15 protein-coding genes are annotated in these 25,542 nt (G+C 65.1%); 5 read left to right on the forward strand and 10 right to left on the reverse strand.

What is annotated here, in order from left to right; all coding sequences use genetic code 11:
• Positions 1-700: 700 nt before the first annotated feature.
• The 3 genes from AC07P1_RS27600 to AC07P1_RS27610 form a co-directional block, all read right to left on the reverse strand.
• Entirely contained in the window at positions 701-2,743 is a 2,043-nt protein-coding gene (locus tag AC07P1_RS27600; protein ID WP_494698843.1) for a diguanylate cyclase, read from the reverse strand.
• Between the two features lie 167 nt (positions 2,744-2,910).
• Positions 2,911-4,257 carry a type II toxin-antitoxin system HipA family toxin gene (locus tag AC07P1_RS27605; RefSeq protein ID WP_494698844.1) on the reverse strand — a complete coding sequence of 449 codons (1,347 nt, stop codon included), beginning with the start codon at positions 4,255-4,257 and terminating at the stop codon, positions 2,911-2,913.
• Positions 4,258-4,260: 3 nt separating this feature from the next.
• The gene (locus AC07P1_RS27610; protein ID WP_494698845.1) at positions 4,261-4,623 is read right to left on the reverse strand and encodes a helix-turn-helix transcriptional regulator; all 363 of its coding nucleotides are present in this window, start codon (positions 4,621-4,623) and stop codon (positions 4,261-4,263) included.
• 271 nt (positions 4,624-4,894) lie between these two features.
• Between AC07P1_RS27610 and AC07P1_RS27615 the strand changes: the two genes are divergently transcribed.
• Both AC07P1_RS27615 and AC07P1_RS27620 read left to right on the forward strand, forming a co-directional pair.
• Positions 4,895-6,850 carry a sialate O-acetylesterase gene (locus AC07P1_RS27615; RefSeq protein ID WP_494698846.1) on the forward strand — a complete coding sequence of 652 codons (1,956 nt, stop codon included), beginning with the start codon at positions 4,895-4,897 and terminating at the stop codon, positions 6,848-6,850.
• Positions 6,851-6,894: 44 nt separating this feature from the next.
• Entirely contained in the window at positions 6,895-9,375 is a 2,481-nt protein-coding gene (locus AC07P1_RS27620) for a glycoside hydrolase family 95 protein (RefSeq protein ID WP_494698847.1), read from the forward strand.
• A gap of 9 nt (positions 9,376-9,384) precedes the next feature.
• On the opposite strand, the gene AC07P1_RS27625 is transcribed toward AC07P1_RS27620, so the two are convergent.
• From AC07P1_RS27625 to AC07P1_RS27640, 4 genes are all read right to left on the reverse strand, one after another.
• Positions 9,385-10,011, reverse strand: a complete 627-nt coding sequence (locus AC07P1_RS27625) for a LuxR C-terminal-related transcriptional regulator (RefSeq protein ID WP_494698848.1) — start codon at positions 10,009-10,011, stop codon at positions 9,385-9,387.
• A gap of 45 nt (positions 10,012-10,056) precedes the next feature.
• The gene (locus AC07P1_RS27630) at positions 10,057-11,475 is read right to left on the reverse strand and encodes an alginate export family protein (protein WP_494698849.1); all 1,419 of its coding nucleotides are present in this window, start codon (positions 11,473-11,475) and stop codon (positions 10,057-10,059) included.
• Positions 11,472-13,280, reverse strand: a complete 1,809-nt coding sequence (locus AC07P1_RS27635; protein ID WP_494698850.1) for an amidohydrolase — start codon at positions 13,278-13,280, stop codon at positions 11,472-11,474. The genes AC07P1_RS27630 and AC07P1_RS27635 overlap by 4 nt, the downstream gene beginning before the upstream one ends.
• Before the next feature lie 176 nt (positions 13,281-13,456).
• Positions 13,457-14,347 (reverse strand): LysR family transcriptional regulator, encoded by an 891-nt coding sequence (locus AC07P1_RS27640; RefSeq protein ID WP_494698851.1) that lies wholly within the window; start codon positions 14,345-14,347, stop codon positions 13,457-13,459.
• A gap of 171 nt (positions 14,348-14,518) precedes the next feature.
• Between AC07P1_RS27640 and AC07P1_RS27645 the strand changes: the two genes are divergently transcribed.
• Positions 14,519-15,394 (forward strand): helix-turn-helix transcriptional regulator, encoded by an 876-nt coding sequence (locus tag AC07P1_RS27645; RefSeq protein ID WP_494698852.1) that lies wholly within the window; start codon positions 14,519-14,521, stop codon positions 15,392-15,394.
• Here the strand turns inward: AC07P1_RS27645 and AC07P1_RS27650 are convergent.
• The 3 genes from AC07P1_RS27650 to AC07P1_RS27660 form a co-directional block, all read right to left on the reverse strand.
• A complete protein-coding gene (locus AC07P1_RS27650; protein ID WP_494698853.1) occupies positions 15,391-16,428 on the reverse strand; it encodes a LacI family DNA-binding transcriptional regulator in 1,038 nt (345 codons plus the stop codon). The two genes, AC07P1_RS27645 and AC07P1_RS27650, sit on opposite strands and share 4 nt — an antisense overlap.
• Positions 16,429-16,446: 18 nt before the next feature.
• Positions 16,447-17,463 (reverse strand): LacI family DNA-binding transcriptional regulator, encoded by a 1,017-nt coding sequence (locus AC07P1_RS27655; protein WP_494698854.1) that lies wholly within the window; start codon positions 17,461-17,463, stop codon positions 16,447-16,449.
• Positions 17,464-17,603: 140 nt separating this feature from the next.
• Complete coding sequence (locus AC07P1_RS27660; protein ID WP_494698855.1) at positions 17,604-19,805, reverse strand: glycoside hydrolase family 3 C-terminal domain-containing protein; 2,202 nt, start codon at positions 19,803-19,805, stop codon at positions 17,604-17,606.
• A gap of 302 nt (positions 19,806-20,107) precedes the next feature.
• Between AC07P1_RS27660 and AC07P1_RS27665 the strand changes: the two genes are divergently transcribed.
• Together AC07P1_RS27665 and AC07P1_RS27670 are read left to right on the forward strand one after the other, a co-directional pair.
• Entirely contained in the window at positions 20,108-23,182 is a 3,075-nt protein-coding gene (locus AC07P1_RS27665) for a TonB-dependent receptor (RefSeq protein WP_494698856.1), read from the forward strand.
• Positions 23,183-23,264: 82 nt separating this feature from the next.
• Positions 23,265-25,487, forward strand: coding sequence for a glycoside hydrolase family 3 C-terminal domain-containing protein (locus AC07P1_RS27670; protein ID WP_494698857.1), 2,223 nt, complete (start codon positions 23,265-23,267; stop codon positions 25,485-25,487).
• Positions 25,488-25,542 lie beyond the last annotated feature (55 nt).

The raw sequence follows: 25,542 nt of genomic DNA on the forward strand, positions 1-25,542 counted from the left end.
CGGTCATTCCACCCTTGCTTCTCCCGAATCAAGCGTCTGATCGGCGAAGGCAGCTTGATAGGCGGCCTCGATACGCGCCAGTTCGTCATCCGTGATTTCCTTGAACAGCGAACGTTTGCCAACGGAAAGGATGCCCTTGTTTTGATCGTCAGCCGCTCGCTCTCCTCATCAATGGTAATACTGACGACCGTGCGCAGGGGCCTGGAATACGACTCGAGCACCTGATCATAGTCTTTTGGATAGTGCAACATGTAGGCCGAGACGGGCAGCACCATATCAGCCGGGACCAAACCGTCGCGGCCCAGGAAGTCGTGGATCAGAAAGCGGTGGTTCGATCAATCCTGCCATGAGGCCGGACACCATGTTGCCCGGCGGGCAGACGTGGTGCACGATAGGGGCGCGGCCCGGCAGTGACTCTCCGACAGTGTGTGCCTCTACTGAGCCCCTTGACCTTGACAGGGGGATCGTTTGCTCGTCGTGCAGTGGTACTCAATTCGTTTTTAATTTCACAATATTTACGTTAAAACGACGTGCTCCGCTGAAAAAAACGTTCGATTTTTCCTAAAAACGTTTAAAAAATTGGATTTTCGTATAAAAACGTTAAAGCGTGTGGTCTCGGCACCGATCCGAAGCGCATAGCGGCGCTAAGTCATGTTAATCGCGCTTCCTCGATACACATGCGACAGCCAGCCCGACTTGGCTATTTGCTCAGGGCGACCATGTTGTGGTCCTGCGGCGGCTCCGGCGCGCCGCCCAGCACCAGGTTCAAATCCACATAGCCGGCGCGCCAGGCGCGCTCCAGGTCCTGCTCGACCTCCTCCATCGAGGTGTGCTGGAAGTTGTCGAAGCCGCGCACCCCGAAGGCGCGGTTGCGGCCGTTCGCCTTGGCCAGGTACAGCGCCATGTCGGTCAGGTTGACCACCCGCTCCCAGGACAGCGGCACGCCCGCCGGCGCCAGCGGGAACGGCGCGTAGCCGACCGAGACGCACACCGAGATATCGTGCTCCTGGTGGCGCACGGTCTGCGCGGCGATGCCGGCCAGGATGCGCCGCGCGACCTCCTCGATGCGGTGGCGCGGCAGCGCCGGGATGAACGCCAGGAATTCCTCGCCGCCCCAGCGCACGATCATGTCGGTCTCGCGCAGCGCGATGCGCAGGTTCTCGGCGATCATTTTCAGCACCGCGTCGCCGGCGGCGTGGCCGTAGGTGTCGTTGATCTGTTTGAAATGGTCGGCGTCGAGCAGGAACATGGCGCCGACGATGTCGTCGCCGCCGGCGTGGACCGGGGGCTTGTCGTGCGCGCCCACGCATGCCATGGTGTCCTGGAAGTGGCGCCGGTTGTACAGCCCCGTCAGCGGATCGAGGGTCGATTGCGCCTTCAACTCGAGGTTCTTGACCTCCAGGCACGCGTTGGCCTGGCGCACCTTGCGGTACAGCAGGCCGACCACCACCGACGCCAGCGCGAACAGCGCCGCCAGCAGCCACCAGACGCGCTGCTGCTGGCGGCGGTTGTCGTTCTCTTTGCTGAGCAGTTCGATCTGCCGTTGTTTGCGGTCCGCCTCGTAGCGCTCCTGCAGTTCCAGCAGCGCCTGCTGCCGCCGGGTCTCGAACAGCTCGTTGGAGATGGCGCGCTCGCGGTGGTAGGCCGCCACCGCGCCGGCCATGTCGCCGGCTCTTTCAAGCGCCTGGCCATATTCCAGATAGGCTTCCTGCTGGTCGGGTTTGCTGTTGGATTTTTCGAACCATGCCAGGCCGGCCTCGAAGTGCTTTTTGCCTTCGGCGATGCGCCCCATGCCCAGGTAGGCGTGGCCCAGGTTCACCAGCGCGGTCGCGTCGCTGCCGTCGGGGTTGCCGTTCTGCGCCACCCTTAGCGCCTCGCTTGCGTACTGCGCCGCGCGCGCGTAGTCGCGCCGCCTCAGATAACCGTCGGCCAGGTTGTTGAGCGTGGCGTTCAGCCGGTAGGTGGTGCCCAGCTTGCGTATCAAGGCCAGGCTGTCCAGTTGCGCGCGCACGGCGCGTTCGGGCTGGCCGAGGCTGGACTCCACGTAATGTTCGCTAGCCTTGAGCAACACCATCTGGATCGGCAGGCCCTGTTTTTCCGTCATCGCCGTCAGTTCTGCCAGCGTGGCGAAAGCCTTGGCGCGCTCCTTGGTCCGGACATACAGGCCGTTCAGCGCCCGGACGGCGGAAAACAGCTGCATCGGGTCGTCCGGCACGTGGCGCGCGGCGTCGACCGCCACTTGAAAGTTGCCCAGCGCGGTAGGGAAGCGGCCTTGTTCGATGTTGGCGGCGCCGGCCGCGAGCTCGGCCTCGACCAGCAAGGACTTGTCGCCGCCGCGCAACGCCAGTTGCTCCGCTTCGAACACCATCCGGTGACCGGCCTTGAAGTCCTCGCGCTCGTATGCCACCGCCGCCTTGGCCAGCATCCCCTTGGCGACGATGACGTCGTCGCCAAGGGAGCGGCCATAGGCGATGGCCTGGGTGGCGGTCGCCTCGGCCGCGTCGAACTGGCGCAGCTGCCTGCGCGCGACGCTGATCTGGACCAGCAACTCGGCCTGGCTGCGCGCCGGTCCGGTGCGGTTCCGGCTTTGCAGGTCGAGCAATTGGAACAGCGTCCGGTCGGGCGCCAGGCGGATCTGGTCGCGCAGGCCGATGATCCGTGTGTCCAGATCGGAGCCGGCCAGCGCCAGCGGCGGCGTGAACAGGACGGCGGCGGCCAGCACGTACGGCCACGTCCGGTTCAACCACCGCCGATTTCTGAACTCCGCCACTTGACGCCCCCGATCTCTATCCTGGAGAACAGGGTACCGCCGTATCCGAACGGCAAGGATAGGCCCAGGCTGATATTGCAGTAAGGAAAACCCTACGCAGGGCTCGATTCGGCGAAGGACGGGCGCGTTCGCCTTTTTCTTCAAACACCCGGTGGCTGTGCCCGCAGCGTCGCCAGTTGCCGCAGCATCCCCTGCAGAATGCTGTCCGCCACGTCTTGCGGAAACCCGGCGGGAATTCTCCGGTAGGCGTCTTGTACGACCTGCGGCGTTTGGGCGAGCAACTCCCCGATGACGCTTTCGGCTGTCCGGGCGCCCAGGTTCACCCGCCGGGCCATCGCGGACCAGTGGCGGCGTTGAATCCGGTAGGCCTCGTAGTAATTGGTGCTGCCCCGGACCGCCATCGCCAGTTTCGCATCGCGCGGCTGGATCTGGTTCCTTCCGGTGCCAATGATGGGGTGGGCGGACAACACGTCGTACAAGGGCGTCGCGCGGTACCGTCCTCCCGGCAGTATGGCAATGCTGAAGTTCTTCGCGTGGCCATCCGTTGCGATCAGCAGCCAGAATATGAGTTGTGTCTTGTAAAAGTTCAAACGGTCGAGTTCGGCGGCTTCCGAGCCGAGGAGCAACTGCATGATGCGTTCGATGCCCGGGCCGCCTTCGCGCTGGTATTTTTCCAGCGGAGAGCAACCGACGGCCTGGCACATATCCTCTTGCGGCAGGCGCGCTATCCATGTGCCGTCGTCGGAATTCTTGCGGTCGAACCGCTCGACCGCCAATACCTTCTGGTCGTCAAATTGCAGGATGGCCGAGCGTGCGACGGGCAAGCCGAACAACTCCATAATTTGGGCGCAGAGCCATTCGTTCTCCACCGACGTTCGAAAGTCCGCCCGCATGTCGCCGACCAGGCCAAGCGGAAGTTTTAAGATATGTGTGGTGGGCGTGCTTCCTTTCGGCAGCAACCATTGCCCATCGCGCCAGAGCAGGGCGGTTTTTTCCTGTGCGCCGGCGATCGAGAGCCTCAGATCGGCATTGGGCTCCGCACGCGCCAATCCCCCGGCGGCCACCGTGGTCGACCGCAACAGTCTCGCGACACGCTGTTCATCGAGCACGTCGCCATTGATGCTGAACAGATCGTCCGGGACTTGATCGACCGGCAGCAGCTGGGCCGCGCCAACACAGTCGCGGCCGATGGCGGCGAGCAGCTCGAACGGTGACGTTCCTCCGGTTTGATGCCGCTGTGCCAAGCGTCGTCGAATGGGTTCGCTATCCGGCAAAAGATTGTCGAAGTAATTCGTCACCACGTCGCCCGAATAGGCGGCGTTGTCCGGCCGGAACGGCATGGACAAGGACAGCGGGCGTCCTTGCTCGTGCTCGATCCACTGGTCGAAATATTCGAAAGTCGAGGTGTTGGTGGCATTTGTCCATTGTCCCGCTGGAATGCCATTCAGCCAGACGTTGAGGCTGCCCCGGTTACGTGCGCGCGCCATTGTTCACCATGTGGTCTTATCGGACTGATGGATAGCTTGCGGCGGGACCTTGGTCCGGCCCGTCGTTTTGATCTTTGGTTTCTTGACGCTAGAGGGGGCAGGCCGTTGCGCAATCGCGCGCGCGTCGTCGCGACGTTCCCCGGCGGGAGAAACGGGCGGTGAGAAATTGAGTTCGACATCGAGCAGGCGCAGAATGGTGTACAGGCGTTCCACACTCGTGGAACCCAGGTTTGATTCGATTTGCGCATAGCTTTGCTGGGTGATCCCCAGTTTTTCAGCCATCGCCGCTTGTGTCAGGCCGGCACGCTTTCGAAATCCTTGGATAAGCGGTTTCAGCTGATCGATGGTTTGGAGCGGAAATAACATATGCAGGTCCTTGGAGGATGGTGGTTACAGTTTATAGTCTGTTATAAGTAAAAACAATATAAAACCTGTTTTTCGATTTTACAGTTCTGGGGCTGTAAAATAATAATACAGTATAGGGACTGTTAATCGAGGAGCGGCGATGGGAGCGCCCCCACGCTGTCAAAAAATATAATTGAACATCGCGATTTTCGTTATTGGAAAAGCTGGTCCTGGGTTGGAAATACAGCCACACTGCCTGCTGCGAAAACTTTTGCCCATTTCCGACACCCACATGAAAAATCCACCCCGCAGCCGCGTCGTCGGCCTGTTCCTTGTGTTTGCCTCGTCGGTCACCGTCCCGGCGATGGCGCAGACCACGCCGCCCGCGTTCGCGGCCATTTTCGGCGACCATGCCGTGTTGCAGCGCGGCGAACCGTTGACCGTGTGGGGCACGGCCAGCCCCGGCCAGCGCGTGGCGGTGGGCCTGGGCGGCCAAACCGCCGAGGCGATCGCGGCGGCGGACGGAAAATGGCGCTTGAACATGCCGGCGATGCCGGCCGGGGGGCCGCACACCCTGTCCGTCAGCGGCGACGGCGGCGCCACCACGCTCAAGGACATCATGATCGGCGACGTCTACCTGTGCGGCGGCCAGTCCAACATGGCGTTCCCGGCGCGGCTGTCGACCGGCGCGTGGCCCGACTTTCCCGACAATCCGGACCTGCGCTTCGTCAACGTTCAACTCGTCAGCGAAGCCGCCGTCCAGGGCGATCTGAAGCGGCCGCTGGCATGGCAGGCGGTGTCGCCCAAGACAGCCGGCGAAGCCTCGGCGGTGTGCTACTACATGGCGCGTTCGCTGCAACAGCGCCAAAAGGTGCCGGTCGGCTTCATCAATTCGAGCTGGGGCGGCACCACGATACAGGGCTGGATCGGCGCGTCGTCGCTGAAGACCTTGCCGGCCTACGCCAAGCGGCTCGAGGCGCTGGCCGACATGGCGTCGAATCCGGCCAAGGCGATGGCCGACGAGGCGCGCCGGCATCAGCAATGGTGGGAGGCGCACGACCCGCAGGCCAAGGCGCAGCGTAAGTGGAGCGCGCCGGACTTCGACGATTCCGCGTGGCCCGGCCTGACGCCGCAGGGATCGTGGAAGGAAGCCGGCATTCCGGCGCTGGCGGACTTCGACGGCGCCGCCTGGTTCCGCACCACGGTGACCCTGGACGAGGAGCAGGCGCGGGCGGCGAACAAGCTTCAGCTCGGCCCGATCGACACCTACAACAGCACCTGGGTCAACGGCGTGTTCGTCGGTGGCGGCGGCATCGCGTGGGTGTGGCGCGACTATCCCGTACCGGTTGGCGTGTTCAAACCCGGCCGCAACGTGATCGCCGTGCGCGTGCTCGGCGGCGGCGGGCTGACCGGGCAGCCGGAACATCGCGGCGTCAAGACGGACGACGGCCGGTTCATCGCCCTGTCGGCGCCGTGGAAATACCAGGTGGGCTCGCGCTTGAAAGGGCTGTCGCTACCGCCGGCGCCATGGGATGTGCCGACCAGCCTGTCGACCTTGCACAACGCCATGATCGCGCCGCTGGCCGGCTACAAGTTCAAACTGGCGGCGTTTTACCAGGGCGAGTCCAACGCCGGTGAGCCCAAGGAATACGAGACCCTGCTGCCGCTGATGATCGCCGATTGGCGCAAGACCTTCGGCCAGCCGCGCTTGCCCTTCCTGGTGGTCCAGCTGTCGTCGTTCGGTCAGGTCCCGATCAACCCGGTGGACTCGGGCTGGGCGCGCTTGCGCGACGCCCAGGCCAAAACCGTTCGCGACGACCCGCTTGCCGGCCTGGCCGTCACCATCGACGTCGGCGACCGCACCGACATCCACCCGCCGCAGAAGGCGGTGATCGGCGAGCGGCTGGCGCTGGCGGCGCGCGCGCTGGCCTACGGCGAGGCGATAGCGCCCGGCGGACCGGAGGCGGCCGGCGTGACGCGGGCGGGCGAGGATTTGCTGGTGAAGTTCAAAAACGCCGGCGGCGGCTTGCGCACCTACAGCGCCGGCCAGGCGATCGGCTTCGAGGCATGCGCCGGCGCCGATTGCCGGTATGTGCTGGCGGTGGCGCAAGGCGACACGGTGACCTTGAAAGGGGCGAACGTCCCGGGCACGACGCATGTCCGTTATGCCTGGGCCGACGCGCCCTACGTGAATCTCTACAGCGCCGAGGACTTGCCGGCGGCGCCGTTCGAGATGGAGGTCAGGTAAGCGCCCATGGGCCGCTTGGAAATCAGATCAATCTGGAGGATGACTTGAACAAGAAGAAGACAAACGGCGTGGACAAAGGAATTTCGGAAGGCCGTCGGCAGTTGCTGGTATCGGCCGGATTGGCGATGGCGTTTCCCGGACTGGCCGGCGCCACGGTGGTCGCCACCACGGCGGGCGGGGGGCGGGAAAATCTCGGGTTGTGGTACCAGCGCCCGGCCGGCGCCTGGGTCGAAGCGCTCCCTGTCGGCAATGGCCGCCTGGGGGCGATGTGCTTCGGACGGGTCGCCCAGGAGCGCATCCAGCTGAACGAGGACACGTTGTTCGCCGGCGGGCCGTATGACCCGAACAATCCGCGTTCGCTGGAGGCGCTGCCGGCGGTCCGCAAGCTGATCGACGAAGGCAAGTTCGCCGAGGCGGCGGATTTGATCTCCTCGTCGATGATGGCCAGGCCGATGCAACAGATGCCCTATGGCGCGGCCGGCAACCTGCTGCTCGACTTCGCGGGCATCGCGGGCGCCGGCGACTACCGGCGCTCGCTCGAACTGGACAGCGCCATCGCCACCACCCGTTTCACGGACGGCAAGGCGCGGCATCTGCGCGAAATATTCGCCAGCGCGCCCGACCAGGTGCTGGTGATACGCCTGACCGCCCAGGGCGGCACGCTCGATTTCGACCTCGGTTATCGTCATCCGGCCGCCGCCAAGTACGGCGACACCGATTACGACGGCCGCCAGAAAGAGACGGCGGCGCCGATAGGCGTGGCGTGGGACTATCGCGAACCACAGCGCGCCGGCGAGCGCCCGTCCACATTGTCGGTGCGCGCCGACGGTGGCGACGCGCTGCTGGTCGAAGGGCGTAATATCGAATCGTCCGGCATTGCGGCGGCGCTGCGCTACGCGGTGCGCGTGAAGGCCGTCGGCGACGGCACGATCACCGCGCGCGGCGACCGCATCGAGGTGCGCGGCGCAAGTACGGTAACGTTGATCGTGGCGGCGGCCACCAGCCATATCAACTACGCCGACGTCGGCGGCGATCCGCTCAAGACCGTGCGCGCGCAGACCGAGGCCGCCGCCGCCAAGCCGTACACGCGCTTGCGCGCCGCGCACCTGGCCGCGCACCGGAAGCTGTTCCGCCGGCTGTCGCTGCGCATCGGTTCCAGCGCGGGTTCCGAGGCCGCCGCCGCGACGCCGACCAACGAACGCATCGCCGCTGTCGAAGCGCGCCCGGACGCCGCACTGGCGGCGCTGTACGTGCAGTACGGCCGTTATCTGCTGATGTCGTCGTCGCGCCCCGGTAGCCAGCCGGCCAACCTGCAGGGCCTGTGGAACGAGGGCACCAATCCGCCGTGGGGTTCCAAGTACACCATCAACATCAACACCCAGATGAATTACTGGCCGGCCGAATCGGCCAACCTGGGCGAGTGCGTCGAGCCGCTGGTGCGCATGGTGGAGGATCTGTCGGTCACCGGCGCCGTCACCGCGCGCAAGGGCTACGGCGCGCGCGGTTGGATGGCGCACCACAACACCGATCTATGGCGCGCCGCCGCGCCCATCGACGGCCCGAAATGGGGTATGTGGCCGTGCGGCGGCGCCTGGCTGTGCCAGGCGTTGTGGGAGCACTACGAATACAATCCGGACCAGGCCTGGCTGCGCCGCATCTATCCGCTGCTGAAAGGCGCGGCTTTGTTCTTCGTCGATACGCTGGTCGAGGATCCGCAGGGCAGGGGGCTGGTCACGTCGCCGTCGATCTCGCCCGAAAACGAGCATCATAAAGGCGTGGCCACCTGCGCCGGCCCGGCCATGGACCGCCAGATCGTGCGCGATCTGTTTGGCTGGACGCTCAAGGCCCACGCGCTGCTCAAGGATGGCGACGGCGCCTTCGCCGCCACCCTTGAGAGCATGCGTGCCCGCTTGCCGGCCGACCGCGTCGGCGCGCAGGGGCAGTTGCAGGAATGGCTGGAGGATTGGGACGCCGGCGCGCCGGAGCAGCAGCACCGCCATGTCTCGCATTTGTACGGGGTGTATCCGAGCGAGCAAATCAACGTGCGCGACACGCCGGAACTGATCGCGGCGGCGAAGGTGACGCTCAACACGCGGGGCGACAAATCGACCGGCTGGGCCACGGCGTGGCGGCTGGCGCTGTGGACGCGCATGGGCGAGGGTGAGCGCGCCTACTCGATCCTGCAAGGGCTGCTGGGGCCGGAACGCACCTATCCGAACATGTTCGATTCGCATCCGCCGTTCCAGATCGACGGCAACTTCGGCGGCGCGGCGGCGATCCTGGACATGCTGGTGCAATCCTGGGGCGGCGAGATCCACATCCTGGCCGCGTTGCCCAAGGCGTGGCCGGAAGGCGCGCTGCGCGGCGTGCGCGCCAAGGGCGGCGTCGAGCTGGACCTGGACTGGGCCGGCGGCAAGATGAAGCGCCTGCGCCTGCGCGGCAAGCCGCACGACAAGGTGCGGGTGCGCTACGGCGACCGTTTGATACAAGTTGTGCTGGATAAGAACGGGGCGGCGGCGATGTAGCCGTCGGACCTATTTCGCCACCAAGCCGCGTCGCATGGCCAGCACCACGGCGTGGGTGCGTGCCGTCGCGCCCAGCTTGTCGCAGAGGCCCTTGACGTGCGTCTTCACCGTGCCGGCGCCGATGCCCAGCTCCCGCGCGATCGACTTGTTGCACAGGCCTTGTGCCAGCAACTGCAGCACGTCCGTCTCGCGGCCGGTGAGGCCAATGCGGCTGGAGCTGTCGACCATGCAGTGACTCAAGTCGGCGCTGAGATAGTGCATGCCACGGCCCAGTGTACGCACTGCCCTCAGCAGTTGTTCGACGCCGGCGTTCTGCAGCAGGTAGCCGTGCACGCCCGCCATCATGGCCGTGTACACATCCCATTCGCGATCCAGCTGGGTGACAATCAGCACGCGGGAACGCCTGTCCCCAGGGTACGCGCCGGCCCGGTGGCGCATGTGTTCCATCGCGCCCTGGTGATCGAGGATGATGACGTCGGTGTCCGCATGGATGGCTGCGGCGTCATTCGTGGCGATGGTGATGTGCAAGTCGGTCTGCGCCCCGAGCAACGCGGCCAGGCCGGCGCTGACAATCGCGTCGCCATGGGCAATCAAGACATTGAGTTGGTTTTCTTGCTGTGCATCGACGTCACTCATCCGTTTTTTTCCTTAACATTGTATCGAGCGCGGCCCCGGACTTGTTCAGAACCGGTACTGCGCGCTGATGCTGATGAAGCTCAGCGCATCGTCGGCGCCGGTCTGGCGCAGGAACGCGCCGGGCTGCGCGTAGGCGACCACAGCGGTCGACGACCAGCCCGGGGCCGGCGTCCAGGTGGCGCCGAGCGATGCGATGGTTGCGACGTAGCGGGCACGGCTGTTACCGGCGGCCCGCATCAACGTGCCGTTGGGCGCGTAGACGCCGTCGCGCAGGCTGTAACGCCAGAAAAAATCGAGGCTGGCGTTCAGCTGGACCCGGGGCGCGAGCCGCATGGTCAGCGCCGGGTGGATGTTGGCGAAGTTGCGCGGCCCGAGCGTCGCTTCGTCGCCGAAATAATTACCGCGCGGGTAGATCGGGTTGAGGGTGCCGAGGCGGTGGTCGCCGGGGTCCTTGTCGCCGCTGGCGATGGCGAGCAGCAGCGCCGCCCTCGGTTGGCCGGCCATGCCATCGAACGTGTAGCCGGTATCCGTGGCCAGCGACCAGGCGCGGATCCGAGCGTCGCCGAAACTTCCTCCCTGCGCGGCGACTTCCCAGTTCCAGTCCCAGGCTGTGCGGCTGCCGAACAGGCGGGTGCCGAGCGACCAGCGGCGTTCGTGCGCCCCGCCCTGAGTGTAGCGGGCAACGGCGTCGTCGTAATACAGCGCATAGGCGTCCCATGAGGTCACGCCTCCGGTGCGTGTCGCGTAGACGCCATGCAGCGCCTGGGTGCGCGAACGGGCGTCGTCGAAACCGCCCGGACGGTTCTGCCGGGGCGCCGCCGCGAAGGCGTCGACACGCCAGGGGCCGCTGGTGGCATAGACGCGGACCGCTTCGAAGCTGCGCCGCACGTTCGGCCCCTCGCGCGCGTCGATGCTGCGCCCCGATCCGAACTGTAGCTCTTGGATACCGATACGCACGCCCATGCCGCCTTCGCCAGCCCGCGCCGATTGCCATTCGACAAACAGGTTGGTGGGATCGAGCCGGTTCTCGTCCACCGGGGATGGGCCTGCCGCGCGGCCGTTGGCGAACGAGCTGGCCAACTGGGCGAAGCCGCGCCAGTGCTCGCCCAGGCGCAGGTCCGCAAAGACGGAGCCGCGCTGCATCAATACCCCCCATCGGTCCTGGCGTTCCAGTCCGTAGCGAGGATTGCCGGCGTGCTCGTAGCGCAAGCGCAGGTCGCCGCCGATACTGAGGCGCACCCGGTCCGCGACCGGGCGATCCTTCCAGCATGCGTCGCCGTTGCCGTTGCCGTTGCCGATGCCGATGCCGATGCATTGCTGGCGTTGGGCGCCGAAGTCGTCGTCGAAGCGCAATGGCAGGAACTGTGCCGGCGCGGCATCGGTCGCCAGCAGCAAGGGGATGGACAGCCAGGCCGCGCGTATGCCCGCTACCCGCTGGGTCGACACTTTGGGATTGCTGCTCACCGCGCTTGGTAATAGCCGCCGAAGTGTTTGATCGGCGACCAGGCGGGCAGGATCTCCGGCAATACCGGCGCCAGCGATTGGTAGTCCTGCGCGCCGTACACGACCCGGCCATCCATGACGGTCAGGACCGAGGCGATGGACTTGATCCGGGACTCTTCAACCTCGAAGTAGTCCTGGTCCAGCAGCACGAAGTCGGCCAGGTGGCCGGGGGCGATCATGCCCATCTCGGATTCGGCGTTCAAGAACCATGCCGCCTTGCGGGTGAACAGTCCCAGCGCTTCGGCGCGGGACAGGCGGTTGTCCTTGGCCAGCACTTCGGCGCCGGAAACCGATTTGCCCGACACCATCCAGCTGATGCCGACCCACGCATTGAACGAGGCGGCCCGGAAGGCGTCGGTGGTCATCGCCAGCGGGATGCCGCTGTCGACGAGCTGGCGCAGGCGCGGGGTCTGCAACGCCTTGTCGCGGCCGTAGGTCTTGATGAAGCCGTCGCCATGCAGCGCCATCTTGGTGTCCAGGGCGATGCCGCCGCCCAGCGCCTTGACCCTGGCGATGTTCGCGGGACTGATGGTCTCGGCGTGTTCGAGGCTCCAGCGCAGGCCGTCGAGCGGCGTCCTCTGGTTCAGCTGCTCGAGCGCATCGAGGAAAGGCGTGATGTTCTCGTCGTAGCTGATGTGCTCACGGAAGGGAATGCGCCGCTGGACCAGCTTGGAGATGTCCCGCTCCACCAGTTCCCGCATCTTGGCGGGTTCGATGATGATGGCCGGGCGGTCGAAGTTTTCGTGATCGTGCACCTCCGCCGACAGCAACTCGCCGGCGCCCCGGTAGACGTGACCATGCGCCAGTTGCGGGTGCAGGTTGTCCCCGGGACTGATCGGCGCCGTGTTCGTGATCGCCTTGAGCTGCGCGTCCACCATGTTGAAGCCGGCGGCATCGCTGAACTGGATGTCGACGAAGGGCATGCGGATGTTGAGGCGGTTGTCGCGGGCGACGACGTCCACGGTGCGCTGGGCCTTCGGATAACCACGGAAACCGGTGCCCGCATCGACGACGGAGGTGATCCCGAACCGGTTGAGGCTGTGGATCGTGTGGACCAGCGAGCTCACCTCCTCATCGAAGGAGAGCTGGGGGACCATGGTTTCCAGGGCGATGAATGTGAACGTGTAGCCATGGACCACGCCGGTGTACTTACCCTGCTTGTCCTTCTCCAGCTCGGTGCCTGGCAGCATGGGGAACTTGTCGGTGCCCACGCCGAGGGCGTCCATCGCCAGCTGGTTCATGAAGGCGCGGTTGTAGGCGTACTGGACGATCAACGGGCGATCGGGGACGGCCCGGCGCAGTTCCTCCATGGTGGGGAAGCGCTTCTCTTCGAACTGGTAGGGGGACCAGCCGCCGATCACCTTCACCCAGTGGCCTTGCGGTGTCCGCTTGGCTTGCTCGCCGAGCATCGCCAAGGCCCGGCGCAGCGTTGGCACGCCCTCCCATCGCAAGGTGTAGTTGTAGCCGCCCTCGTTGAGCACGTGCGTGTGCGCGTCGATGATGCCCGGAATCAGTCGCCGGCCCCGGGAATCGATGACCCGGGTGTTGGCGTTCTTCAGCGCCAGCACTTCGGCATCCGTGCCGACCAAGTAGATGCGGCCGTTTTTGACGGCGACGGCGGACGCCGCCGGTTGCGCGCTATTCCCGGTGAAGACCTTGGCGTTGTGCACGATCAGGTCCGCGCCCGGCGTCTCTTGCCTGGCTTGCGCATGGGCGTTGCCCAGGCCATTCAGCACCATGAGTCCGATCAGTAGTATTGACTTCAATGCCATTCCCCTTTTTTGATGGAGTTAAACACCACGCGGCACCGGTCCCGGTCGGGGACTCGGCGGCGGCGTGCGTGGAATGGGGAGGATGCTACTGGTTGGGCCCGGCGCAGTCACTGATCAATCTTGCTGTCGGCAGTACGATTCGCTCATGGGATCAAGCGACGGGTTTAGCGCTATGGGCGTCTTGCGACGGAAGGCATCGTTTCGAAATACTCGATCAGCAGCTCGGCCAGCATGCGTACCTTTCTTGCCGGATGCTGGCCGGGTGGCCGGACGACGTATGCCGCCGCCGGCAGCACCGGATAACGCGTCATGACAGGGACGAGCGCACCGGAGCTCAAATGTTCTCGAATGATCATGTCGGGGAGATGGCCGACGCCGAGGCCGGCGACCGCGGCGGCCACCAGCGCCGCGCCGTTATCGGCCTTGAAGCGTCCTTGCGGGCGTACCGATATGGTTTTCTCGCCGTCCAGGAAATGCCACGTTTCCGTACCCTGCATCAGCGCCTGGTGGGCGAGCAGTTCTTCCGGCGTCGTGGGTGCCCCGTGCGCCTTGATATATTCCGGACTCGCCACGGTGGTTGCGTGAACCGGTCCGACGCAGCGTGCGACAAGATTGGAGTCCTGGAGATAGCCGACGCGTATCGCGCAGTCGTAGCCTTCCGCGACCAGGTTGACGACATGGTCGCTATAGCAGGTGTGGATTTGCAGCCGCGGATGGCGTCGTGCCATCTCCGCGAGCAGTGGGGCGAAGTGCGTCGGGCCGAACGTCAGCGGGGCGGCAATGCGCAAGCGGCCGCGCAGCTCGCCGGCGGGGGTGATCGTTTCCCTTGCCAGGTCGACCTCGGCGCAGGCCCGGGCCGCATGGTCGCGGAACGTGGCGCCCGCTTCCGTCAGTGCCGCGCCGCGCGTGGTGCGGGAAAGCAGCTGGACGCCCAAGTCCGCTTCCAGCCTGGCGAGCCGGCGACTGACAATCGACTTGGCGACGCCGAGCCTGAGCGCGGCGGCCGAGATTCCGCCGGCATCGGCCACTTCCACAAAGGTCCGTAATTCTTCGATGTCCAATACAACGCTCCTGTTTCGCCACACTCGCTTTTCCAGAAAGATGCCGCGCGCCGCAGCGCGTTCCTGTTAGCGTCACACAGTTAGTCGGACTGTGCAACTACCGAAGCGATTTTCGCGGTGATACGATCCCTTGTCACATTGAAAAGAAGAGCTCGGGTACATCCGATTTTTATGTCAAAAGCAATCCAACTTCCCGAGAACGTGGCCACGCTGACGACCTCCAGCCGTGGCTGGAATGGCGTGAACGTCGATCTGGTGGAATACACCTGCACGGGCAGCGTCCTGGTGCGACTGGAGCGCAACGAAAGGTCGACCCGGCTCGGCGCCCAGCTCGAAGAGGTCGGCCGGGACCACGCCGAACCCCGCTCGGCGCCCCACATACCCAATCCCCACGCCTACAAGCCGCGACCCATGTGGTTCGTGCCGGCGCAGATGGAGTTGTGGGGACATGCGGCGGAGCCCAGCTACCTCAAGTGTGCGACGATCAGCTTCGACGCGCGCATGCTGCAGGAGCGTCTGGGCATGTCTGGATCGCTGGGAATGATTGACGTTCCGAGGCTACGCTTCTCGGATGACCGGTTGTGGACGCTGATCCGCTTGCTTGCCGAGGCGATCCACTGTTCCGACCCCACCGCGCAACTGTATGGCGATTCGCTCACTGCGGCGATCGCATCCCTGCTTTTCGAACGCCCCAAGGAGGCAAAAGGCGGCAGGGCTGGGCTCTCCGCGATTCAGCTGAAGGATGCGATGAACTTTCTCGAGGCGAAGTTGCCGGCGCGGGTGGAGCTCGCGGCACTCGCGGAATTGGCTGGTTTATCGCAATCGCACTACTGCCGCGCCTTCAAGGCCTCGACCGGGGTGGCGCCGTATCAGTGGCAGTTACAGGCCCGTGTCGAGCGGGCCAAGGATCTGCTGTTGAATACCAATGGCGGCCTGGAGGACGTCGCCGAAGCCACCGGCTTCGCCGATGCGGTGCACTTCGGCCGGACCTTCCGCAAGATGATGGGCGTTACCCCGGCCGCATGGCGGATGGACAGGCTCACTTAGGGGACAGCCGGGCGCGGTCGGGCTGCGCCGGGGGCTTTCGACAACGAGGCGCGCAAGGTCACGCTGAGCGGGAAATCACGCCTCACCGGGCGCCCCAGGCCGTAGCAGCCGTTGAGCAAATAGTTGAGGCCGTTTTCGGCCAGGTCGGCCCACGGGATATGTACCGAACTGAGGCGCGGCACCGTGAACCTGGTGCTGTTGGTGTCGTCGTAACCGAGTACCGACACCTGTCCGGGCACTGCCACGCCAAGCTGCTGGAAGCAGGACAGGGCGCCGATGGCCATTTCATCGTTCGCGCAAAACAGCGCGGTGAAATCGTCATCCGATTCCAGCAACTGCCGGGCCGCCTCCGACCCGCCCGCCGACGTGAAATCGCTCGCGGTCATCCACAGTTGCGCCGTGTCGATGCCAGCCGCGTCCAGTTCGGACAGGAAGCCGGCCAGGCGCTGGGCATTGTCCGGCACGCCCGCCGGGCCGGCGATGACGGCGATCCGGCGGTGTCCGAGGTCCAGCAGGTTGCGCGCCGCGAGGCGCCCGCCGAGCACGTGATCGACAGGGAAGCATTGCCCGGGAATGCTGGCGTACTCATGGTTGATCACCGCCAGGCGCGACTTGTCGGGGCCGAGCGCCACGATATCCGAATCATGCAGCGCATTGCTCATGAGGAGCAGCCCGTCGCATCCCCGTGCCAGCAGGAAATCGACGCCCTCGATCGCCTGTTGGCGCGAGTCGGCGTCGCCCACGCCGAAGGACACCACCATGTTCAAGCCCTCGGCGCGCAGCTCGGAGTAGATGGCTTGCAAGATCGGCGTGTGAAAGGTGCCGTTCAGCGAGGGAATATACACACCGATCATTTGCGAGTTGCCCGAGTGCAGGGTGCGCGCGGCGTGCGAGGGCCGGAAGTCGAGTTCGGCGGCCGCCTTCAGGACCTTGTCCAGCGTGGCGGCGGCGACCGACCCCTTGCCACTGAGGGCCCGCGACGCGGTGCCTAGGCCGACGCCGGCCAGGCGGGCCACATCCTTGATGGTTGCCATGGACTAGTCTTTTCTCTTTCAGCGCGGTGGCGCCACGGCAAGCGATGCCCGGTGCGTGATGCTGAGCGCGAAGTCGCGTTGGACGCGGTGCCCGGCGCCGTAGCAAAGGTTAAATAATTGGTTGAGGCCATTGGCGGTCACTTCGCGCCACGGGACGTGAATCGAGGTCAGCGGCGGTGCCAGATACGGCGCGCTTGCGGTGTCGTCATAGCCCATCACCGACACTTGCTGCGGAATGGACATCCCGGCCTCCTGCAAGCAGGACAGGGCGCCGACGGCCGTTTCATCGTTGGCGCAAAACAGGGCGGTGAACGGGTAGGCCGACCGCAGCAGCGCGGCCGCCGCGTCGAACCCGCCCTCGGACGAGAAATCGGTCTCGGCGATCCACAAGGTATCGGTGGCCACGCCCGCGCGCTCGAGTTCTTCCTTGAAGCCGGCGATGCGGTCGCGGTTGTCGGCCGAGCCGGCCGGTCCGCCGATGATGGCGAATTGCCGATGCCGCAGATCGAGCAGGGCGCGGGCCGCGAGCCGCCCGCCGAGCCGGTGATCGACCGTGAAGCATTGCTCGGAGATCGCGGGGAAGTGGTCGTTGAGCACCACCAGGCGCGCGCGCATCAGACCGAGGCCGGTGATGTCCTCGTCGCGCAACTGGTTGGTCATGGCCAGCAGCCCGTCGCAACCGCGCGCGCTGAGGAATTCGAGCCCCTCGACGGCTTGCTGGTGCGGGTCGGCGCCATTGAGGCCGAACGCGACCATCATTTGCAGCCCCGCGCCACGCAGTTGTGTATTGATGGTGTGCAAAATCGGCGTGTAGAAGGTGCCGTTTGGAACCGGAATATAGACGCCGATGAGTTGCGAGAAGCCGGTCATCAGCGCGCGGCCGGCATGGGACGGCCGGAAATCGAGCGACGCGATCGCCTTCTCGACGCGCGCGACCGTCTCGGGCGATACATTGCCTTGGCCATTGACCACGCGCGAAACCGTTCCCCGGCCCACGCCCGCAAGGCGGGCCACATCCTCCATGGTCGATGCCACCGCGGTCGCCTCCATTGAAAAGCAAGAGCATACTAGAGTGGCAACCAAAAGCAAAGGCGAGCAAAGGCGAGCAAAGGCTCGCAAAGGCTCGCAAAGGCTCGCAAAGGCTCGCAAAGGCGGCCGGGGCGCGCCCGGCGCCGCTACGGCCGTCGAACCGCGATGGTTTTTGCGAGCCGGATGCTGGACGAGGATTCACCCAGCATCACGCCCAGCGGCGCAAGTTCGACCTTCATCGTCTTGGAGGCGGCATCCCAGTACGCCAGCTGGCTCGCTTTGAGTGCAATGCTGACGGTCCGCTTTTCCCCGGGCGCCAGCGTCACCCGCTCGAAACCGGCCAACGCCTGCTTTGGCCGGCCGACTTTCGACGCCGGATGTTTGACGTACAACTGCACCACCGTATCGCCCGTCCGCTTGCCGGTGTTGGCCACATCGGCCGTAACGTTGACCATGCCATCGGCCGGCAGGTACTTGCTATCAATGCGCAAGTTCGAGTATTTGAACGTGGTGTAGCTGAGCCCGTGACCGAACGAATACAGCGGCCGCTCGCGCGCGTACATGTAGGTGCGGCCGTTGCGGATGTCGTAGTCCATCATCGGCGGCAGCGTGGTGGCGGACGTGGGCCAGGTGGTCACCAGATGGCCCCCCGGATTGTAGTCGCCGAACAGGACGCTGCTCAAAGCGCTGCCCTCGTCCTGCGACGCATGTGCCATGTGCAGGATGGCGGGCACGTGCCGCTGCGACCAATCGATGGTGTATGGAAAACTCGACACCAGCACCATGACCGTTTTGGCGTTGGCGGCGCGCACCAGTTTGACCAGCCCCTCCTGCGCGAGCGCCAGCGTCACCCGGTCGCGGCCCTCGCGGCCGTCGCCGGGATCGGCGCATGGCTTGGTGCCGTCCTCGGTCCACTCGTTGGCCATGTTGGGACCGCAGGTCGGGTCGTTGCCGACGATGACGATCGCCACATCCGAAGCGCGCGCCGCCTTCACCGCCGCGCCGTCCTGGTTGTCGGCCGCGTAGTTCACCGTCACCCCCGGACCCGCCGCGCGCCGGATGCCCTCGAGCGGGGTCACCGCGTAGGGCGGGATGCCGCCGTACCAGTCGCCGCGCACGCTATCGGCGAGCGGGCCGATGACCGCGATCGAGCGGATCGCGCCTTTGTCCAGAGGCAAAAGCGGCTTCGCATTCTGTTTTTCATTCTTCAACAGCACGATCGATTCGAGCGCCATTTGCAGCGAGCCGGCGCGATGCGGTTCGCTCAACCACGGCTCCGGCCCGTTCTTGATGGCGGCGTAGGGGTTTTTTTCGGGCGGGTCGATCAGGCCGAGCTTCAAGGTCACCTGGAATTTCCGCCGCAGCGCGGCATCGAGATCCTGTTCGGTGACCAGTTTTTCCCGCAACGCCTGCCGCAGTTCGTCCTTGTAGGTGTCGAGGTATTGGTTGATCCCCGCCTTGAGCGCGGCGGCGACCGCTTCTTTATGGGTTGGATACAGTTTGTAGACCTTGGCCAGATTGGCGATGGCGCCGCCGTCGCCGGAGACCACGTAGGCGCCCCATTTGCCGATCACCAGGCTGTTGAGCACGGGATGGACGCCCATCGGCGTGCCGTTCCAGGCATTGTACGAGGCCATCAGCGCGCGCGCCCCGCCTTGCTCGAAGCCCATGTGGAATGGCGCGGCATAGTACTCCCAGAACAGGCGTTCGTCGAAATTGGACGAGGAGCCGCCACGGCCCTCCTCATTGCTGTTGGCGAGGAAGTGCTTCATCAACGCGGCCGAGCGCCAATACGTCGGATCGTCGCCTTGCAAGCCCATGACGAAGGCCGTCGCCATGGTGCCGGCGAGGAAGGGATCCTCGCTATAGACTTCCTCGCCGCGCCCCCAGCGCGGATCGCGGGCCAGGTCGGCCTGGGGACCCCACTGCATCAGCGATGGCCGCAGGTAACGATCGCTTTGTGTGATGTAGCGCCCCTCGGTGCCCTGGATCTCGCCGGCGCGCCGCACCAGCTTTGGATTCCAGGTCGCGCCCATCCCCGGCGGCTGCGGGAATTGGGTGGTCTGGATGGCGGCCACGGCGGGTTCGGACGAGCCGCGCTGGACCAAGCCATGGATGCCCTCGGAATTGCCGAAACTGGGCACGCCAAGGCGCTTGACGCCGGAGTCGAGTGATAGCGCATCGATTTTCTCGTCGCTCGACATCAGCGAGAGCAGATTGTCGATGCGTTGCGCGGCGGGCAGCGCCGGATTCTGAAAAGGGTAGGTGCGCGCCTCGTCCGCGCAGGCCCCGCGCGCGACCAGCAGGCACACCAGGATAGCTGGCACTGTCTGTTTCAACCGGCTCATTTTGTTCGTCTCCATATCCAAAGTTGATGCATTGGCAGCGCCAATACAAACGATTGCGTGTAAATCCCAGTCGTCCACTTTTTGTCACCATCTTTACCCAAAATCGATCAAATTCGCCGCTAGACGTCGAATGCAAACGATTGTTGTTTTTTTAAATTCCGGTTGACGTGGCGATCACATCGTACCAGAATTGCGCCAGCCGTGGGAGCGTTTCCACACATTTGTCGACGGGCGAATGGCGGCACTTCGGGCGGCGCCAAGCGGGTTTATAAAAACTTTGACGACAGTGGGAGACAGACAAAATGAAGAAGCCGAACGGCACCCCTTACCCGATTTCCCGGCGGCGCGATCCGCCATTGCGGGCCACCCCCATCGCGGCGGCCTGCTCGGCTTTGCTGCTGAGCGGAGCCGCCTATGCCCAGCAGGGCGCGTCCGGCGCCGAAGCGCCGGTCAAGAAGATCGACGACAACGCGGTGGTGGTCGTCAGCGGCCAGCGCGCGGCATTGCAGTCGGCGCAAAAGCTCAAGCAGAACGCCGACGAGGTCGTCGATTCGATCGTCGCCGACGATATCGGCAAGCTGCCGGACCGCTCCGTGACGGAAGTGCTCCAACGCATCGTCGGCGTCACCATCGACCGCAGCATGCCGAACGACCCGCAACACTATTCGGTCGAGGGCTCGAGCGTCGCCATCCGTGGCCTCGGTTACGTGCGCTCCGAGCTCAACGGGCGCGATTCCTTCTCCGCCAACGGCGGCCGCGCGCTCAGCTTCGAGGACGTTCCCCCCGAGTTGATGGCCGGGGTGGACGTCTACAAGAATCCTTCCGCCGAGCAGATCGAGGGCGCGATCAGCGGCTTGGTCAATTTGCGCACCGCCATGCCGTTCGACTACAAGGGATTCAAAGGCGCCATGTCGGCGCAAACCTCCTATTCGACCTTGAAAAAGGGCAAGGCGACGCCGTCGACCTCGCTGCTGTTGTCGGACCGCTGGAACACGCCCTTCGGTGAGGTCGGCTTGCTGGTCGATTTCGCCAAGTCGCGCAGCGACACCCGCACCGACAATTTCCAGGTCGATCCGTACTACCCGCGCAACAATCTGGTCGAGGGCCGCACCGTCTGGGTGCCGCAGGGCGTGACGTGGCGCAGCATGGAATTCGAACGCGACCGCCAGGGCAGATACGCGGCTGCGCAATGGCGCCCGAACCGCGACCTGACCACCTCGCTGACCTACTTCAAGTCCAGCTATTTCATGACCTGGTCGGAGCAGGCGCTGCTGATGGCGAACACCTCGCCGTACACCGTCAAGGTCGCCAACGGCACCTACGCCCCCAACGGCGCTCTGCTGACGGGCACGCTATCGGACCCCGAGCACGGCGGCATCACGCTGAACCCGGACCGCCGCGTCGCCGACCGCGATTCGGCGACCACCGACATCGCCTGGGACATGCAATGGCGCGTGGCGCCGCAGTGGACCCTGCGCACCGATTACCAGCGCGTGCGGGCCAGGACGCGCGGCTTCGATTCCGACGTGGCGACCGGTTTGCAGATGCCCAAGGAGGGCCTGGACCTGACCGGCAAGCTGCCACGGCTGACCTTCGACGCCGCCGACCGCGCTGCCCTTGCCGATCCCAACAACTACTATTGGGCCTACACGATGGAGCACCTGGACAAGTCCACCGCCAGCAACAATGTGTGGAAAACCGATCTCCAGTACGACTTCGACCATTCGGTGCTGCGCGACGTCCGCTTCGGCGTGCGCGTGACCGACCGCCAGTCGAACACCCACAACTCCAATCCGAGCTACAACTGGCAAGGCGTCACCCAGCCATGGATGGTCGGCTGGAACACTTCCGGATTGGCCTACCTGGGCGATCCGCGTTTCAGCAATCAAACGTCGATCCACTCCTTCAACAACTTCTTCAACGGCTCGGTGTCCGTGCCCACCACGGTGTTCCCGAACGACGTCCTGGCACGCGGCTATCCGAACAGTTATACGACCTTGCACAGCTACCACGACATCCTGTGCGCGGAACAAGCGGCCGCGCAGGGCTGGGGCAATTGCGAACCGTGGAAAGCCGCCACCTTCGGCGACGATCCGGCGGAAATGAACAACGTCAAGGAAAAGACCAAGGCGTTCCACACCCAGCTGCGCTTCGGCTTCGACAACCTGAAGTACCCGATCGACGGCAATCTCGGCATCCGCTACGTCAAGACCAACTCGAACGCGGCCGGCTACATGGTGTTCAATCCGGGCGTACTCGACATTCCACCCGGCGGCGTCCTGGTCGGCGAGACGATACCGGACATCGCGCCCTTCACCATCAAGGGGGATTTCAAGAACTCGTACAGCAATATCCTGCCCAGCTTGAACCTGCGGTTGAAGGCCAGCGATAAGCTGCAGTTCCGGCTGGCGTTGGCCAAGGCCATGTCGCCGCCGGACTTCTCGCAACTGCAGGCTTACACCACCTTGTCGCGCGACATCAGCTTCCTGCGCGACACCGCGACCAATGTCATCACCGTCGACAACGTCGCGTTGAACGGCAACGCTTCGGGCAACCCCATGCTCAAGCCGACGACGTCCACCCAGCTCGACCTGACGGCCGAATGGTACTTTGCCCACGCCGGCTCGCTGACCCTCGCCGTGTTCAACAAGAAGCTGAAAGACATCATCGTCTACCAGCAGGACAGCGTGCCGCGCGCCGACGTCAACGGCCAGATGCACCGCTTCACGGTCACCTCGCCGGTGAACGGGGCCAAGGGCCACGCGCGGGGCTTCGAAGTGGCGTACCAGCAATACTACGACATGCTGCCGTCGTGGATGTCGGGGCTGGGCGTGCAGGCCAGCTTCACGTTTGTCGACAGCAAGCGCAAGCTCTACAACCCGGTCTATTCGGAATACTGCTCCGGCGGCGACGGCGCGGCCAACCTGAACTTGAACCTGAACGGTTGCGATATCGACGGCCGGGTGTTCGGCAACCTGCCGCTGCAAGGGCTGTCGCGCCGCAGCGCCAACCTGTCGCTGATGTACGAGAAGGGACCGGTGTCCGCCCGCCTCGCCTATAACTGGCGCTCGCGCAACCTGCAGGCGGTCAACACCTGGGGCGCCCGCGGCACCAACGGTCTCGACAGCAATCCCGCCAGCCCGACCTTCGGCGCCGACAACAATGCCTGGGGCTTGCCGTTGTGGGCCGAGTCCTATGGCCAGCTGGACGCCTCGTTCTTCTACAAGTTCACCGACAAGCTGTCGGTCGGCATCGAGGCGCAAAACTTGAACAACGTCACTTTCCGGCAAACGGTTCAGCAACATATCGGCGACATGCAGCACACCTGGTTTGTCACGGGACCGCGCTACACGGCGCAAGTGCGCTACACCTTCTAGCTTTGCCAACCCTGTTGTATCGAGCGGACCGCGTGATCGCGGTCCTGCAAAACCCGCATCCTTCAAATAAAGGAAATTCGCAATGACACGTAAACCGATGATCGTCCTGCTGGCCGCCGTGCTGGCCGCCTACGCCTTGCCCGCCGGCGCCGCCGATGCGCAGCCGTGGATGAACCCGGCACTCGGCGCCGACCAGCGCGCCGCGCTGGTGCTCAAGGAAATGAAGCAGGAGGAAAAACTCGCCCTGGTGTTCGGCTACTTCGGCAATGATTTCGGCAAGCACAAAAAGCATGCGGAGGCGCTGCCGTTCTCGGCCGGCTACATCGCCGGCGTGCCCCGCCTGGGCCTGCCCGCCCTGTTCGAGACCGACGCCGGCATCGGCGTGGCCAGCCAGCCGTCGGCCACGCCGCGCGAGCGCACGGCCTTGCCGTCCAACCTGGCCATCGCGGCGACATGGGACCGTCAACTGGCGTACGCCGGCGGCGTCATGATCGGCGGCGAGGCGCGCGCCTCGGGCTTCAACGTGATGCTGGCCGGCGGCGTCAACCTGGTGCGCGAGCCGCGCAATGGGCGCAACTTCGAATACGGCGGCGAGGATCCGCTGCTGGCCGGCACCATGGTGGCCCAGCAGATCAAAGGCATCGAATCGAACCACCTCATTTCCACCATGAAGCACTTCGCCATGAACAGCCAGGAAACCGGCCGTGGCGAGCTGGACGCGCGTATCGACAACGTCAGCGCCCGCATGTCGGACCTGCTGGCGATGCAGTTGGTCATAGAACAGGCCAAGCCCGGCGCGGTGATGTGCGCGTACAACCGCGTCAACGGCGACTATGCCTGCGAAAACGCGTACCTGCTCAACGAGGTGCTGAAGAAGGATTGGGGCTTCCCGGGCTACGTCATGTCCGACTGGGGCGCCGTGCACAGCACCGTGGCCGCCGCCAACAACGGCCTCGACCAGCAGTCCGGTTTCGAGTTCGACAAGTCCCCGTATTTCGCCGGGGCGCTGGAGGACGCCGTGCGTACCGGCCGGGTGCCGCAGGCGCGCCTGGACGACATGGCGCGGCGCATCGTGCGAACGATGTTCGACAAGGGCGTGGTAGACCACCCGGTGGCCGCCGGCGGCGCCATCGACGTGGCGGCCAACGCGGTGCGCAGCCGCGAAACGGCGGAGGATAGCCTGGTCCTGCTGAAAAATGCCGGCGATGTGCTGCCGCTGGCCAAGGACGTCAAGACGATCGTCGTGATCGGCGCGTATGCCGACGTCGGCGTGCCGTCCGGTGGCGGCTCGTCCCAGGTGTATCCCGTGGGCGGCAATGCCGTCAAAGGCTTGTTGCCCGCCACTTGGCCGGGACCGGTGGTCTACTTCCCTTCGTCGCCGTTGCAGGCGATCAAGGCGCGCGCGCCGAACGCGCGGGTGCAGTTCGACGCCGGCGACGACCCGGCCAGGGCGGCGCAGCTGGCCGCAACGGCCGACGCGGTGGTGGTCTTTGCCCAGCAGTGGATCGGCGAGGCGAACGATGCGCGCAGCCTGTCGCTGCCGGACCGGCAGGATGCGCTGATCGCCGCCGTGGCCGAGGCCAACCCGCGCACGGTGGTGGTGCTGGAGACCGGCGGCCCGGTGGCGATGCCGTGGCTGGCGCGCACGGCCGCCGTGGTGGAAGCCTGGTATCCGGGCAGCAGCGGCGGCGAGGCCATCGCCCGCGTGCTGTTCGGCGAGGTCAATCCGTCCGGCCATTTGCCGGTCAGTTTCCCGCAATCGGAGGCGCAGTTGCCACGGCCGGTGCTCGATGGCGATCCGACCCGGTTCGACCAGCGCTTCGCCGTCGATTACCACGAAGGGGCCGCCGTCGGCTATAAGTGGTACGACCGGCAGGGGCTCAAGCCGCTGTTCCCGTTCGGTCATGGCATGTCCTACACCCGGTTCGCCTATTCCGATCTGGTGGCGGAGCAGACGCGGGGGCAATTGACACTGCGGTTCAAAGTCACCAATGTCGGCAAGCTGGCCGGCAAGGATGTGCCGCAGGTGTACGTGGCGCCGTTGGGAACGCGCTGGGAGGCGCCGAAGCGCCTGGCCGGTTGGGACAAGGTGGCGCTACAGGCAGGAGAGAGCCGCACGGTGAGCATACAGGTCGATCCGCGCTTGTTGGGCATGTTTGACGGCAAGAGCAAGACCTGGCGCATCGCCGCCGGACAGGTCAAGTTCAGCCTGGCGCACGATGCGGGCGCGGCCGCCGAAGCCAGTGCCGTGCTGCGACTCAAAGCAGCCACGCTCGATCTGGCCGGCCGTCCGGCTGGACGGTGAGGTCCGCTTGAGATGCCGGTTGCCTTAGCCGGTACGCGGTGAGCACAGCGGTGGT

It is taken from the genome of Duganella sp. GW821-FHT07F09, assembly GCF_059418705.1.